The 13,480-nt window shown below is 32.6% G+C and carries 16 protein-coding genes; 8 read left to right on the top strand and 8 right to left on the bottom strand.

From position 1 onward, the window contains the following. Nucleotides 1-167: 167 nt before the first annotated feature. Nucleotides 168-677, bottom strand: a complete 510-nt coding sequence (locus K6T82_RS23560; RefSeq protein WP_223711397.1) for a hypothetical protein — start codon at nt 675-677, stop codon at nt 168-170. A gap of 33 nt (nt 678-710) precedes the next feature. Further along, entirely contained in the window at nt 711-1,196 is a 486-nt protein-coding gene (locus K6T82_RS23555) for a nuclear transport factor 2 family protein (protein WP_223711396.1), read from the bottom strand. Nucleotides 1,197-1,415: 219 nt separating this feature from the next. Between K6T82_RS23555 and K6T82_RS23550 the strand changes: the two genes are divergently transcribed. The 7 genes from K6T82_RS23550 to K6T82_RS23520 all read left to right on the top strand — a co-directional run bounded on the left by K6T82_RS23550 (nt 1,416) and on the right by K6T82_RS23520 (nt 8,059). Further along, a complete protein-coding gene (locus K6T82_RS23550) occupies nt 1,416-1,916 on the top strand; it encodes a tetratricopeptide repeat protein (protein WP_223711395.1) in 501 nt (166 codons plus the stop codon). Between the two features lie 213 nt (nt 1,917-2,129). Further along, nucleotides 2,130-3,029, top strand: coding sequence for a MerR family transcriptional regulator (locus K6T82_RS23545; RefSeq protein ID WP_223711394.1), 900 nt, complete (start codon nt 2,130-2,132; stop codon nt 3,027-3,029). 39 nt (nt 3,030-3,068) lie between these two features. Then, nucleotides 3,069-4,535 carry a phytoene desaturase family protein gene (locus K6T82_RS23540; protein WP_223711393.1) on the top strand — a complete coding sequence of 489 codons (1,467 nt, stop codon included), beginning with the start codon at nt 3,069-3,071 and terminating at the stop codon, nt 4,533-4,535. A gap of 3 nt (nt 4,536-4,538) precedes the next feature. Further along, nucleotides 4,539-5,378, top strand: a complete 840-nt coding sequence (locus K6T82_RS23535; protein WP_223711392.1) for a phytoene/squalene synthase family protein — start codon at nt 4,539-4,541, stop codon at nt 5,376-5,378. A 237-nt stretch (nt 5,379-5,615) separates the two neighbouring features. Next, nucleotides 5,616-6,056 carry a sterol desaturase family protein gene (locus K6T82_RS23530; protein ID WP_144218152.1) on the top strand — a complete coding sequence of 147 codons (441 nt, stop codon included), beginning with the start codon at nt 5,616-5,618 and terminating at the stop codon, nt 6,054-6,056. A 55-nt stretch (nt 6,057-6,111) separates the two neighbouring features. After that, nucleotides 6,112-6,582, top strand: coding sequence for an SRPBCC family protein (locus K6T82_RS23525; RefSeq protein WP_223711391.1), 471 nt, complete (start codon nt 6,112-6,114; stop codon nt 6,580-6,582). A 181-nt stretch (nt 6,583-6,763) separates the two neighbouring features. Beyond that, nucleotides 6,764-8,059 (top strand): cryptochrome/photolyase family protein, encoded by a 1,296-nt coding sequence (locus tag K6T82_RS23520; RefSeq protein WP_223711390.1) that lies wholly within the window; start codon nt 6,764-6,766, stop codon nt 8,057-8,059. Between the two features lie 184 nt (nt 8,060-8,243). Here K6T82_RS23520 and K6T82_RS23515 read toward each other — a convergent pair whose 3' ends face one another. Next, nucleotides 8,244-9,548, bottom strand: a complete 1,305-nt coding sequence (locus K6T82_RS23515) for an ABC1 kinase family protein (RefSeq protein ID WP_223711389.1) — start codon at nt 9,546-9,548, stop codon at nt 8,244-8,246. Beyond that, the gene (locus K6T82_RS23510; RefSeq protein ID WP_223711388.1) at nt 9,548-10,207 is read right to left on the bottom strand and encodes a TetR family transcriptional regulator C-terminal domain-containing protein; all 660 of its coding nucleotides are present in this window, start codon (nt 10,205-10,207) and stop codon (nt 9,548-9,550) included. Before K6T82_RS23510 ends, K6T82_RS23515 begins: the two co-directional genes overlap by 1 nt. Nucleotides 10,208-10,305: 98 nt before the next feature. Here K6T82_RS23510 and K6T82_RS23505 point away from each other — a divergent pair, with 98 nt between their 5' ends. Next, nucleotides 10,306-11,217, top strand: a complete 912-nt coding sequence (locus tag K6T82_RS23505) for a TIGR01777 family oxidoreductase (RefSeq protein WP_223711387.1) — start codon at nt 10,306-10,308, stop codon at nt 11,215-11,217. Nucleotides 11,218-11,219: 2 nt separating this feature from the next. Here K6T82_RS23505 and K6T82_RS23500 read toward each other — a convergent pair whose 3' ends face one another. The 4 genes from K6T82_RS23500 to K6T82_RS23485 all read right to left on the bottom strand — a co-directional run bounded on the left by K6T82_RS23500 (nt 11,220) and on the right by K6T82_RS23485 (nt 13,428). Beyond that, nucleotides 11,220-11,786: a YceI family protein gene (locus K6T82_RS23500; protein ID WP_223711386.1), complete on the bottom strand. Its 567-nt coding sequence runs from the start codon at nt 11,784-11,786 to the stop codon at nt 11,220-11,222. 200 nt (nt 11,787-11,986) lie between these two features. Then, the gene (locus K6T82_RS23495; RefSeq protein WP_223711385.1) at nt 11,987-12,439 is read right to left on the bottom strand and encodes a hypothetical protein; all 453 of its coding nucleotides are present in this window, start codon (nt 12,437-12,439) and stop codon (nt 11,987-11,989) included. Nucleotides 12,440-12,444: 5 nt separating this feature from the next. Then, the gene (locus tag K6T82_RS23490; RefSeq protein WP_223711384.1) at nt 12,445-12,840 is read right to left on the bottom strand and encodes a VOC family protein; all 396 of its coding nucleotides are present in this window, start codon (nt 12,838-12,840) and stop codon (nt 12,445-12,447) included. A 39-nt stretch (nt 12,841-12,879) separates the two neighbouring features. Further along, nucleotides 12,880-13,428 carry an acyl-CoA thioesterase gene (locus tag K6T82_RS23485; protein WP_223711383.1) on the bottom strand — a complete coding sequence of 183 codons (549 nt, stop codon included), beginning with the start codon at nt 13,426-13,428 and terminating at the stop codon, nt 12,880-12,882. Nucleotides 13,429-13,480: the final 52 nt, after the last annotated feature.

Below are 13,480 nucleotides of genomic sequence, written 5' to 3'. Positions count from 1 at the left end.
AGATTAACATCTTTAAAATTATTAAGCAGTAATTATAGCAGCATAAACAATCTCAAGCTAAAACCTTTTCTTGACTAACTTCAAAGATTCGATTTCGGCAAAATGCTGTAATTTCAAAAGCATAAGGAATACTTCCAATATTGATCATTGTATTTGCCAATACTTTTTTATGATTTCGGGTAATGTAAACTCCAGTTTTTAATTTGAATATGATATTGCCATCTTCTTTTTTTCCCAAAGACTTCAATCCTATTTGTAAATTCTTCCCACGGAAAGCTTTTTACTTCTCCCCAACTGTAACAAATCAACCTGCTTTCTGTTCCAATATAATAACCGCCAGATTTAAACAAACCCAAAAAACCGAGTAAGCCCACAATAATTCCTGGTGATAAAAAAAAGCCATACATCGCAAACAGCCATTTCAACGGCGATAAATCATCTGGACAAACTTCTGTCAGAACACCATCAATCGAAATTGAAGTACATTCTCCATAAAACAATTCCCAAACAAAGGCGTAAAAAAATAAAGAAATCACCAAAATCCAAAAAAAAGCAAACTGAAAAACTGAAAAAATATTCCTTAGTGGCTGATCTTTTTTGGCTTTTACAAAAAACTCCATTTTTTCATTCCCGACAGCTTCTTTCAATACCTCTGGAATCTCAATGTCTTCTATCATAGTCTTTACAGATATTGCTTTTTATTTACTTTATTATTTACTTTTATGATCAAAACTTAAAACTTCTTTTAGTAACCATTGATTATCCACCAAAAGATATACATGTGTGAACTTAGCCTCACTTGTAAAAACATCTTTTTTATTTGCTTCTTTTAAGTAAAAATCATGAATTCCTGTTTGCACAACACCATACAGCTTACCTTCATTATAAAGCGGATAAACTTCTAAACTTTCTGATTTCACTTTTCTAATTGGCTTTTGCGAACCACCTGAACAAATATTTTTTCTGACATTTTCTAAAAAAGTCTTCTTATTTTGAATTCCACCCTGATCATGATAAAAAACCAAATCCGGATGGATTGCTTTTTCTAGAAAAGCGATATCACAATCATTAAAACTTTTAGCAAAAAAAATGCTATCGTGTTTTTTCATCTTCAAAAACAATTCAGAATCTTTAGCGACTTGTGCAAAAAGACCAACTGAAGTGCCAAGCAAAAAGAGTACAATCAGTTTTTTCATCTTCTATTATATTTAATGATTAGATTTTTTTGAATTTTCATTGGCAATTTCAACCGTCCAACTTGTCAATAAAAATAACATTTTTACCCACTTAATACTCAAAACATTATTTCTTTTATTTCAATTTGCTAACTATAATTTTATCAGCAAAACACTTTTATAAAACAAATCTTTCATAAATTCGTATGAATATATCAACCACTAATCCCAAATTAGTTTATGAAAAACCTACTATTTTTGTCATTCTTTATGATGACATGCTCTATCTGGGCACAATCTGCAAACAGCTATTTTGACAAAGCTATGAAAAAAGCCGAAGCAGGAAACACCAAAGGCGCAATCGCAGATTACTCCAAAGCCATTAGCCTAAATTCTAAATTCGTTGAAGCGTATCAAAATCGCGGTGTTGCAAAACTCAAATTAAACGACTTAAAAGGTGCTCAAACCGACTTTAGCAAAACAATTGAGCTAGACGATATGAACGCAGACGCTTTTACAGGTAGAGCAAATGTAAATTACAAATTACAAAATTATCAAGGCACCGTAGACGACTGTACTGCTTCTTTGAACTTGAATCCTAAAGACTACATTGCCTACAACTTAAGAGGTTTGGCGTATAATAAAATTGGAGACAAAAAAAATGCCTGCAAAGATTTCACAAAAGCGATTGAATTAGGAAGCCAAAGTGCTGCAAAAAATAAAGCAACATTCTGCAAATAAATAAATCTTCGAAGCAAAAAGAGAGAGACCGAAAATCGTTTTTCGGTCTCTCTTTTTTTTATTAAAGTAATACATTTCCTAAAAAAATTGTATACTTTTTTGATTTAAAAATATATTTTAAGTACCAAAACCTCTAATCCTCTATCTTTTTAATGTAGTTTTAAGGTGACATTTCAGATTTTGTTTTACATTTGTTGACCTTAATTGTTAAAAATGATAAACAATATTAAAACCGTTTTCAGCATTAAAGACCTTGAGAACTTATCTGGAATTAAAGCACATACCATTCGCATTTGGGAAAAAAGATACAATGTACTTGAACCTATGCGTACTGATACCAATATTCGATTTTACAATCTTCAGAATTTACAGAAACTTTTAAATATTACATTATTACACGAATACGGTTATAAGATTTCTAAAATAGCAACTTATCCGGAAGAAAAAATCCCGCAATTAGTACGTGAAATAATTTCTAAAAAAAATTCTCAAAACTATGCCATCACTTCTTTCAAAATGGCGATGATGAATTTTGACCAAGAATTATTCTTCAACACTTTTGATTGGCTTATTTCTGAAAAGACTTTTAAAGAGGTTTTCAAAGAACATTTTTTACCACTTTTAAAAGAACTTGGATTGTTGTGGCAATCTGAAACAATAACTCCTGCAAATGAACACTTCATGAGTCATTTGATCAAGCAGAAAATATTGATTTATACCGAAGCACTTCAAATTAGAAAGCCAACAAAAACAGATCGAATTTTTGTTTTATCACTTCCTTTAAATGAGATTCATCAAATCGGATTATTGTACCTGCAATACGAAATTCTTGACAAAGGCTACAAAACAATCTATTTGGGAGAAAGTATGCCGATCGAAAACCTACAGGATTTAACCAAACATTTTGAAAACATTACATTCGTTTCATTTATGACCATTCAGCCAGACAGAAGCGTAATCAATCAATACGTGAAATCAATGGGACAGAAATTATTGCAGAAAAACAATGAAATCTGGTTAATGGGACAAATGGTGGAACATATCGATCAAAAGGCTTTAAACGAAAGAATTCGAATTTTTGATTCGATGGAAGAAACTATTAACATGATCTAATTTTATTTTGTTTAAGTTTTTCTTATATTTGTTAAACAAATGAGGAAAAACATCAAAATAATAGGCTCTGGCTTCTCTTCTTTAGCAGCCGCGTGTTACCTTGCGCAACAGGGAAACAATGTGACGATTTACGAAAAAAACGAAACTATTGGAGGCCGTGCCCGTCAATTCAAAAAAGACGGTTTCACTTTCGACATGGGACCGAGTTGGTATTGGATGCCCGATGTTTTTGAACGTTTTTTTCAGGATTTCAATAGAAATCCTTCCGATTACTACGAACTCATAAAACTAAATCCAGCGTATCGGGTTTATTTCGGAATCAATGATTTTATCAGTATTTATGATAATCTGGAAGAAATAAAATATACGTTTGAAACAATCGAAAAAGGAAGCGGTGAAAAACTGCAAGCCTTTATTGATCAAGCCAAAAGCAATTACGATATTGCTATTAAAAATTTGGTTTACCGTCCTGGAGTTTCGCCTTTAGAATTAATCACAAAAGAAACAGCATTAAAACTCAATCAGTTTTTCAGTAATGTAAGTGCTGATATACGCAAGAATTTTAAAAACGAAAGATTAATTCAAATTTTAGAATTTCCCGTTTTATTTCTCGGAGCCAAACCAACCAAAACGCCTTCGTTTTACAATTTCATGAATTATGCCGATTTCGGTTTAGGTACTTGGCATCCAAAAACCGGAATGTTTGATGTTATTCGAGGAATTGAAAAATTAGCTTTAGAATTGGGGGTTATCATTAAAACCAATTCTTCAATTGAAAAAATAATAGTTGAAAACAAAACTGCAAATGCAATTGTCATCAATGGCGAAATCATAAAGGCCGATATTATTTTAAGTGGTGCTGATTATCAGCATTCTGAATCTTTATTGGAAAAAGAACATCGAATGTATTCTGAAAAATATTGGGAAAGCAGAGTTTTTGCACCTTCTTCTCTACTTTTTTTTGTTGGTTTTGATAAAAAAATAGAAAACATTTCGCATCATGCTTTATTTTTTGATGTCGATTTCAATCAGCACGCAGCCGACATTTATGACAATCCGAAATGGCCAGAAGCTCCATTATTTTACGCTAATTTCCCATCTGTAACAGATAAAACCGCAGCTCCAGACGGAATGGAATCTGGATTTTTCTTAATCCCGCTCGCACCAGGAATTGAAGATACCGAGGCTTTACGAGAGGAATATTTCGAAAAGATTATTGCTCGTTTTGAGGATCTTACGCAACAAAAAATAAAAAATAACATTATCTTTAAGAGATCATTCTGCAAAAATGACTTTGTAAGCGACTATAATGCATACAAAGGAAACGCTTACGGAATGGCTAATACATTATTGCAAACGGCTTTTTTAAGACCAAAATTAAAAAGCAAAAAAGTCAGGAATTTATATTTTACAGGACAATTGACAGTTCCTGGACCAGGTGTTCCGCCTGCTTTAATTTCAGGAAAACTAGCAGCTGAATTAATTCAAAAATCTTTTAGATCTTAAAAAATGAAATCACTATTCGACGCCGTTTCTTTCAAATGCAGTAAACTTGTTACCAAAAGTTACAGTACTTCATTTTCGCTTGCCGTAAAAATGCTTTCACCAAGTATTCGCGATGCTATTTACAGCATTTATGGTTTTGTACGTTTTGCCGATGAAATTGTAGATTCCTTTCATGATTATGAAAAAGAATATCTAATTGAAGATTTCGAAAAAGAATACTACAAGGCAATGGAGTTAGGCATTAGTTTAAATCCTATTTTAAATTCCTTTCAGCATACTGTAAAAGAATTCAACATTACAGACGATTTGGTTCAGGCTTTTTTAAAAAGCATGAAAATGGATCTGATCAAATCAAACTACCAGACACAGACTGAATATATCGACTATATATACGGTTCGGCTGACGTTGTTGGCTTAATGTGTCTTAAAGTTTTTGTTTCAGGAAAAGAGCATAAATATGAACAATTGAAGAATGAGGCGATGCGTTTGGGCTCTGCTTTTCAGAAAGTTAATTTTCTTAGAGATTTAAAAGACGATAGCACTATTTTAAATCGTGCTTATTTTCCGGGTGTGAATCTTAATAATTTCGATGAAGATTCAAAAACACAAATCATCAAAGAAATCGAAGAAGATTTTAGAATTGCCTATCAAGGCATCGTAAAATTGCCAATTGAAGCTAAATTCGGCGTTTATACGGCTTATGTTTATTATAGAAAACTGTTGAAAAAACTAAAAAACACGCCATATTACGAAATTGGAAATTCGAGAATTCGTGTTTCTAATTATACAAAGGCAGGACTTTTGGCGCAATCTTTTGTTACATATAAATTGAAGTTGGTGTAATTTTCAAACACATAGAATCATAGAATTCAGATTGACAAAAAAGGCGTTTCACTCGCATAAACACACATAGCTATGTGTTAGAAACCAGTTTCTTTCTTTAATCTTTTCTAGAAAATAAAAATCCATGTCTCCTATGTATTTAAAAACAAACCAAAACCTTTTGAGTCAATCTTTTATAATTTAAAGCTAAACTCAAAAACAATAAAACGATAATTTTAAAACCTCAACATTTATAAAATGATTTCCTTTTTAATCTTTTTAGGCGTTTTTCTTTTCATGGAATGTGTTACGTGGTTGACGCACAAATACGTTATGCACGGATTCATGTGGTACTTTCACGCTGATCATCATCAGCCTAAATATGAGAACACTTTTGAACGCAACGATATTTTCTTTGTCATTTTTGCGACTCCGAGTATTATTTTATTTTATTTTGGAGTTCAAGGCGGATTCAATTATTTATTTTTTATTGCCTGCGGCATCACACTTTATGGCGTTTGTTATTTCCTAATTCATGATGTCTTGATTCATCAACGTTTTAAATGGTTTAAAAACACCAAAAACAAATACCTCATCGGACTCAGAAAAGCACATAAAATTCACCACAAACACCTTAACAAAGAAAAAGGAGAATGTTTCGGAATGTTGTTCGTGCCATTCAAATATTATAAAATGTAGCATTATTTGGGCTTCACCCCCTAACGCTCACGTATTTCAAGAAAGATTTGTTATTATGAAATTGTATAAAATAGTAACCGTACAACATATCAATGCAAGTGTAGAAGATTGCTGGGATTTTTTCTCGAGTCCGAAAAACTTGCAGACTATTACTCTCGATAATATGAATTTTGAAATTCAGGATTACGACGACAAACGAATGTATCAAGGACAAATCATCACTTATACTTTAAAACCACTTTTCGGAATCAAAGTCTCTTGGGTTACTGAAATTACAGCTTGTCAAGAAAACGAGTACTTTGTAGACATTCAGCAATTTGGACCTTACAAACTTTGGCATCACAAACATTTTTTTGAACGTACTTCAGACGGAGGAACCAAAATGACCGACATTGTTCATTACGCTTTACCATTCGGAATTCTGGGAAGAATCATGAATCAATTAGTCGTAAAAAATAAACTGAAAAGCATATTCGATTATAGATTCAACAAAATCAACGAATTATTTAATTCTAAAAAAGCTTAAAAATTTAAATACATAGAAACACAGTCCCGATCCCGAAACTTCGGGACGGGATAGATTGAGCAAAAGGCGTTTCACTCACATACATACACATAGCTATGTGTTAGAAACCAGTTTCTTTCTACACTCTTCAAAAGAAAAATAAAATCTATGTTTCTATGTGTTTAAAAAATAAAAACAACCAATGACAAAACAAAAAGTTACTTTATTCTGGTTTAGACGCGATTTGCGTTTAGAAGACAATACAGGATTATTTCACGCCTTACAATCTGATTTTCCTGTAGTTCCACTTTTTATTTTTGATGACGATATTTTAGAACATCTTCCAAAAAACGATGCCAGAGTAACTTTCATTTACGATTCTCTTGAGAAAATAAATACAACTTTAAACAAACTGGATTCTTCCATTTTAATCAAAAAAGGAAAAACAAAAGACGTTTGGAAATCGCTTATCGAAGAATTCGACATACAGAACGTTTTTTTCAACAAAGATTACGAACCTTTTGCCATTAAACGTGACCATACCATTTCATCTTTATTAAAAGAAAATAACATTGAATCTTTCTCATTTAAAGATCATGTCATCTTTGAAGAAAAAGAAATCACAAAAGCCGACGGACTACCTTACACCGTTTACACACCTTATAAAAACAAATGGTTGGAGAAATACCATCTTTCTGGTTCAGGTCCAGAAAATGATTCAAAACCATTTGAATCTAATTTTGCCAAAAACAATTTTAAATTTCCAGATTTAAAATCGATTGGTTTTGAAAAAAGCGCAATAAAAGTACAACCACATAACTTAACACAGATAGCCAATTATAAAGAAACCAGAGATTTTCCTGCTTTAGACAGTACTTCTTATCTTTCGCCACATTTGCGTTTCGGAACAGTAAGCATTCGAAAATTAGTAAACTGGGCCAACAAAAAAAATCAGACTTTTTTAAGCGAATTGATCTGGCGAGAATTCTTTATCCAGATTCTGTTTAGTTTCCCAAATTGTGTGAATCATAATTTTAAATCCAATTACGACGGTATTCAATGGCGTAATAATGAAGAGGATTTTAAACGCTGGTGTTCTGGAACAACAGGATATCCTATGGTCGATGCAGGAATGCGTCAGTTAAACGAAACAGGATATATGCACAATCGTGTTCGAATGGTTGTGGCAAGTTTTTTATGCAAACATTTACTGATCAATTGGCAATGGGGCGAAGCCTATTTTGCTGAAAAATTATTAGATTTTGAATTGGCATCCAACGTAGGAAACTGGCAATGGGCAGCAGGAACAGGTTGCGATGCTGCGCCTTATTTCAGAGTGTTCAATCCTGAAATCCAACAAAAGAAATTTGACGAAAAAGGAGAATACATTCGTAAATGGATTCCTGAATTTGATTTTGGCTATAATGAACCAATGGTAAATCACGCGTTTGCGAGAGATCGTGCAATTGCGACTTATAAGAAGGGAATTGTGAAATAGTTTTTTTGTTTCAGGTTTCAGGTTTCAAGTTTCAAGTTTCAGGTTTCAGGTTTCAGGTTTCAAGTTTCAAGTTAAGTACTTTCTGTCCTTACTTTGCGTCCTTCGACTTCGCTCAGGAAGACAAAGATTGTGCTCAATCCAGTCAACTTGAAACTTGAAACCTGAAACAAACAGAAACAAATCCTTAGTATTTCAAATAATTATCCACCACAATTTTTGCTTTCAGATCAAACATTAAATTATACAAACCGAAGAAAGTACGATTCATGTAAATAAAGTGCTTAGAACCACGATTTCCGTTCATTTTTTTGAGGTTTGTATCTTCTGAGAAACGTTTTCCTAGTTCAGCAATTGCGTTAAAGAATTTTTCATCGGCAAAATCGAAAGTTTCATTTTGGAAAGGTTTCGTGAAAAGCGACAATAAATCATGAAACATTTCGGTGAAATATTCAATTTCTGCCGGTGTATCATCGTGGCGAAGAATTTCTAATTCGAATAATTTCTCGTTGAAAAGCTTAGCATCTGTAATCACGTTTTTGTTGATTAATTCGAAATATGGTGTGTAGAAATCTTCTGGAATTTGCTTCATACAACCAAAATCCAAAGCAATTAACTGGTTTTGATTGTCAACCAAAAAATTACCAGGATGCGGATCTGCGTGAACTTTTCTTAAAACATGAATTTGATACATGTAGAAATCCCAAAGCGCCTGCCCTATTTTATCACCAACTTCCTGATCTGTATTTTTGGCCGTAAACTCAGACAGATGAATTCCTGTCATCCAATCCATTGTGATGATTTTCTCTGATGAAAATTCTGGATAGTAATTTGGGAAAGTGATATTTTCTATTTTATTACAAGCGTCAACCACTTCCTGACTTTGTTTCAATTCTAACAAATAGTTGGTTTCTTCAATCAGTTTGTCTTCGACTTCTTTAAAATATTTATCAGAATCTTTTCCTTGCAGATTGAACATTCGGATTGCAATTGGTTTTACCAAAGCCAAATCGGATGAAATACTATTGGCAACTCCAGGATATTGAATTTTAACAGCCAATTTTTTGTCCCCTTTTTTAGCCAAATGCACTTGACCAATACTTGCTGCGTTTACAGAGTTGGGATTGAATTCATCAAAAATCTCATAAGGCGTTTTACCGAAATTGCTTTTAAAGGTTTTTAAAACCAAAGGAGCAGAAAGCGGCGGAACAGAAAACTGTGATAAAGAAAATTTCTCTACATACGCTTGAGGCAGGAAGTTTTTGTCCATACTCAGCATTTGAGCTACTTTCAGAGCACTTCCTTTTAAACTTTTAAGTCCGTCGTAAATATCTTCTGCATTATTTTCATTTAGTTTATCACGGGTCAAATCTGGGTTTACTATTTTTTCGGCATAATGTTTTACATAGTTCACACCGATTTTAGCCCCTGTTTGAACCAATTTTCCTGCACGCTCTATTTTTGAGGTTGGAATATAGTCTATCGTTTTCATTATCTGCTATGTACTTTTTCTTTAAACAAAAATTTCCCAAAATCAATTAGATGATTCATTGGTGCAACATTCATTAATTCGAATGATGCATTTACTGACTTTTCGATAAAAATATCGGTTTTCTCAAAAGCAGCAGATTCATCTTCCATCCAAAACTTAATGGTCAACATTAGTTGCAGCCACGAAGATTCCTGAATGGCTTTTTCCTGAAATTTCTGAAATCTTTCTTGTTCCAATCTGTACTCATCGGTTAAAATTTCAGCAACATATTCTTTGAAACTATTTCTAAGCGTAGTCAGCTGAACCAAGTTTTTCAAAGGATTTCTGTCTATTTTAAGCGTTTGTAAAACGTAACTTCTATTTGCACTCAGTATTTCGAAGAAAGTGAAATAAAAACTCAGCATTTTGTTTTTCATATCATATTCCTGGTATTCTTCATTTTTGTGAAGAAGATTCACTGTGTTTTCATAAAACAGTCGGAATATTTCTTTTTCTAAACCTTCTAACGTTCCAAAAAAGGCATAAAACTCAGCTTCAGTAAAATCATTGTCTTTCGCAAAATGATAAACCGATTTTGGTTTTTGACCTTTTTCTAAAACCTCTTCCATATATTTTGAAACGATATCATCTTTGGTAATTACCTTCTTTTTAGTCGTCATTTTATTAAAATTTAGAATTTGCCATAAAGGTAAACATTGTTTAAGTACCTTTACTAATCCTTAAACACAATACACTGTTAAATATATTATAAACTATTATGGCTCAAAATGTTCTATTAACTGGCGGAACCGGATTCATTGGAAAACATGTAACAGATGTTCTGATAGAAGCTGGATATTCTTTATCCGTTTTGAGTCGTTCTGAAAGAGAAAACACTCCAAGAGTTACCTATTACAAATGGGACATCAATAAAAACTATATTGATAAAAATGCCGTTCTGAATGCCGATTACATCATTCATCTGGCAGGAGAAGGAATTGTAGACAAAAGATGGACTAAAAAGCGTAAAAAAGAACTTATTGACAGTCGTGTGAGACCAATCGAAATGATTCATTCCATTTTAGAAAAAAACAATAAAAAACTGGAAGCTTTTATTTCTGCTTCAGGTGTCGGAATATATGGTGCTGTTACCAGTCATAAAATATGTACAGAAAACACGCCTCCTGCAAATGATTTTCTAGGCATAACTTGCCAAAAATGGGAAGAAGCCGCTGATCAAATTGCGGCACTAGATATTCGAACCGTCAAAGTAAGAACCGGAATTGTCTTAGGTAAAGACGAAGGCTTCATCAAAAAAATGACTCCAAGTTTTAAATCCGGTTTTGGAGCTATAGTTGGCACAGGAAAACAATATCTTCCTTGGATTCATATTGAAGATTTATGTCAGATTTATTTAAAAGGCATTGAAGATCCCAAACTGGAAGGACCTTACAATGCCTGTATAACCGATAATACTACCAATTCAAGATTTTCTAAGACATTTGCCAAATTGTTTGGTTATTCGATCTGGCTTCCTAAAGTTCCGCCTTTTGTATTAAGAATTTTGTTGGGCGAAATGAGCGAAGTCATTTTAACCGGACAACGGGTTTCTTCGGAAAAAATTCAGAAAACAGGTTTCGAATTTCATTGTACTGATTTAGAAAAAACCTTGATTAATTGTATTAAGTAACTTTATTTCAGCGTAAGCAGCATTTCTTCGCTTCTTACTATTCCTGTCAATTCTGTATTGGCTGTTTGCGCAATTTTAGACGCTATTGCTCCAGGAATTTTGATATTAAAATCGGAAACTACGATGGGAAAATCAGAAATAATCTGGATTCCATCGGCCACTTTTTTAATTAAAGCATTTACCACGATTTCTTTCGCCTTTCCGCGTACGTAAAGTTTTCCTTTAATCTCATATTGTTTTTCGATTTCGCTGATATCTTTTAAGTCGAACTTTTGTATTTTTCCTTTAAATACAGCTTTCGGGTAACGATCACTTTCCATATAATTTTCGTTGAAATGCTCTTGCATCAAATCGAGTTTAAAACGAAAATCTTTAACGAGAACAGTACATATAAAAGTACTGGATTTAGGTTCCAAAAGAATGGCAACCTGTCTGTTTACTGCTTTTACCTCTTCAAACAATGGAACAGAAGCTTCAAAATTTACAGTTCCTGAATTGGTAAAAAATTTGTCTTGGGCAAGGACAGTAAAAGCGGTAAAAAATAAAAATAATAAGGTAGTTGTTTTCATAATCGTCTACAGTTAAACAATTATGTCATTCTATTTATTTCTATATTAAAAATAGAACGGCAGTACTCAGTGAAAAAATTCCGTAACCCAATTGTTATACTTAAAGTTACGGAATTTCTGCATGCAAAGTTTGAGAACTTATGCTAAATATTTGTGAATTTTCTCCTTTTGTAAAATGAGAATTGTGAGATGTAAAAAGATTAAAATCTTCCTTTTATTAAAGCGTAAATTACATTGATTAAAAACAAAAGTTGGGCTCCTAATAATGCAAAAATGGAAGTCGCAATTGCATATCCTATTCTTTGATTGAATCTTGCATTCTCCATTATAGCAGATAAATCTACTGGAAGGCTTTCTCGCATAAATTTAGGCAAAGTAAAAAGTACTACCAAACCAATTATACTTATTAAAACATGAGAAATTGTCATCCAATTTATCAAACTGAAATCTAGTTTCAACAGTGCAAAATAAATCAATGCCAACAATCCATAAAGTATAGAAATAAGAATCATTAAATGTTTCCACGAAATCACAAAATAAGTATCATGTACATTGATGTCTAATATTTCATTTCCTCTGTAAAAACCGTAACTCAAAAGAATTACTATTAAAACTAAAAATAAAATATGAGGTGCATTTTGTATATAATTCATATGAACTAACTTTTAACCTCTGTACAAATTTCAATCAAAAAGCCATTTAAGTCTCTTGCGTATGCGACAATTTGTCCCCAAGGTTTTTCTACTGGTTCTGACACGATAACGGCTCCAAAAGTGGTTGCTTTCTGCAAAAGTTCTGGCACATTATCTGTAATAAAACCAATTTCTATTGCAAAAGGTTTGTCTTCTAAACTGCTTTCTATAAAACCATCTTTTAAATTACTTTCTGCTAATTTCTTTGAAGCAAATGAAAGTGTGGTTTCTCCTGTAATCAATTCGCCATAATCGTTATCTGGCGAAACGAATTTTCTCGAAAAACCAAAAGCATTTTCATAAAATGAAATTGATTCCTCGACATTTTCTACGTATAATATTGTATATCCAAACTTGACCATAATTTCTAATTTAAAGTGTATTAAATAAATATAAGAAATTTAGCTGATTTCTAAAAGGACATTATATTTTTCTAAACTTGCTAAGTCTTCAATAGAGTTTATTCTGGCCAGTTTTTCGTGTTCTTCTACTTCTTTTCGAACTTCAATATGTTTGATTGCTTTTCTAAAACGACGCACTTCCTGCAAATTAGACAATATTAGTCCCGGAACCTGAACGCTTTTTCCTTCTTTGTCTTTGGCAACCATCGTAAAATAAGATGAATTACAATGTTTGATAACTCCTGTTTGAATGTTTTCTGCTTCAACACGAATTCCGACAACCATAGAGCTTCTTCCAACATAATTTACAGAAGCTTTCATAGTTACTAATTCTCCAACTTCAATTGGTTTTAGAAAGTTTACCGTGTCTACAGAAGCTGTAACGCAATAATTACCGCTGAATTTTGATGCAGAAGCAAAAGCAATCTGATCCAGCAATTGCAAAATATATCCTCCGTGAATTTTACCACTAAAATTGGTATGCGACGGCAACATTAATTCTGATATACTAACTTTTGATGATGAAACGGGTTTAAAATCTGTACTCATGTTTTTGTTTTTGGTATTTTTTGATTAGTTGTATTCTTGTTTTTTTTAACAC

Origin of the sequence: Flavobacterium potami (assembly GCF_020026915.1) — a bacterium.
In the GTDB taxonomy this organism is placed as follows: domain Bacteria; phylum Bacteroidota; class Bacteroidia; order Flavobacteriales; family Flavobacteriaceae; genus Flavobacterium; species Flavobacterium potami.
The sequence above is the reverse complement of the archived record's forward strand: the minus strand, read 5'-3'. Positions and strand labels throughout refer to the sequence as shown.

Excerpts from the sequence above, each read along its gene's own strand:
- K6T82_RS23555 (WP_223711396.1), bottom strand. The coding sequence starts at position 1,196 with ATGAAAAAACTGATTGTACTCTTTTTGCTTGGCACTTCAGTTGGTCTT.
- K6T82_RS23495 (WP_223711385.1), bottom strand. The coding sequence starts at position 12,439 with ATGAATTATATACAAAATGCACCTCATATTTTATTTTTAGTTTTAATA.
- K6T82_RS23505 (WP_223711387.1), top strand. The coding sequence starts at position 10,306 with ATGGCTCAAAATGTTCTATTAACTGGCGGAACCGGATTCATTGGAAAA.
- K6T82_RS23535 (WP_223711392.1), top strand. The coding sequence starts at position 4,539 with ATGAAATCACTATTCGACGCCGTTTCTTTCAAATGCAGTAAACTTGTT.
- K6T82_RS23485 (WP_223711383.1), bottom strand. The coding sequence starts at position 13,428 with ATGAGTACAGATTTTAAACCCGTTTCATCATCAAAAGTTAGTATATCA.
- K6T82_RS23560 (WP_223711397.1), bottom strand. The coding sequence starts at position 677 with ATGATAGAAGACATTGAGATTCCAGAGGTATTGAAAGAAGCTGTCGGG.
- K6T82_RS23490 (WP_223711384.1), bottom strand. The coding sequence starts at position 12,840 with ATGGTCAAGTTTGGATATACAATATTATACGTAGAAAATGTCGAGGAA.
- K6T82_RS23550 (WP_223711395.1), top strand. The coding sequence starts at position 1,416 with ATGAAAAACCTACTATTTTTGTCATTCTTTATGATGACATGCTCTATC.
- K6T82_RS23520 (WP_223711390.1), top strand. The coding sequence starts at position 6,764 with ATGACAAAACAAAAAGTTACTTTATTCTGGTTTAGACGCGATTTGCGT.
- K6T82_RS23510 (WP_223711388.1), bottom strand. The coding sequence starts at position 10,207 with ATGACGACTAAAAAGAAGGTAATTACCAAAGATGATATCGTTTCAAAA.
- K6T82_RS23530 (WP_144218152.1), top strand. The coding sequence starts at position 5,616 with ATGATTTCCTTTTTAATCTTTTTAGGCGTTTTTCTTTTCATGGAATGT.
- K6T82_RS23500 (WP_223711386.1), bottom strand. The coding sequence starts at position 11,786 with ATGAAAACAACTACCTTATTATTTTTATTTTTTACCGCTTTTACTGTC.
- K6T82_RS23515 (WP_223711389.1), bottom strand. The coding sequence starts at position 9,548 with ATGAAAACGATAGACTATATTCCAACCTCAAAAATAGAGCGTGCAGGA.
- K6T82_RS23545 (WP_223711394.1), top strand. The coding sequence starts at position 2,130 with ATGATAAACAATATTAAAACCGTTTTCAGCATTAAAGACCTTGAGAAC.
- K6T82_RS23525 (WP_223711391.1), top strand. The coding sequence starts at position 6,112 with ATGAAATTGTATAAAATAGTAACCGTACAACATATCAATGCAAGTGTA.
- K6T82_RS23540 (WP_223711393.1), top strand. The coding sequence starts at position 3,069 with ATGAGGAAAAACATCAAAATAATAGGCTCTGGCTTCTCTTCTTTAGCA.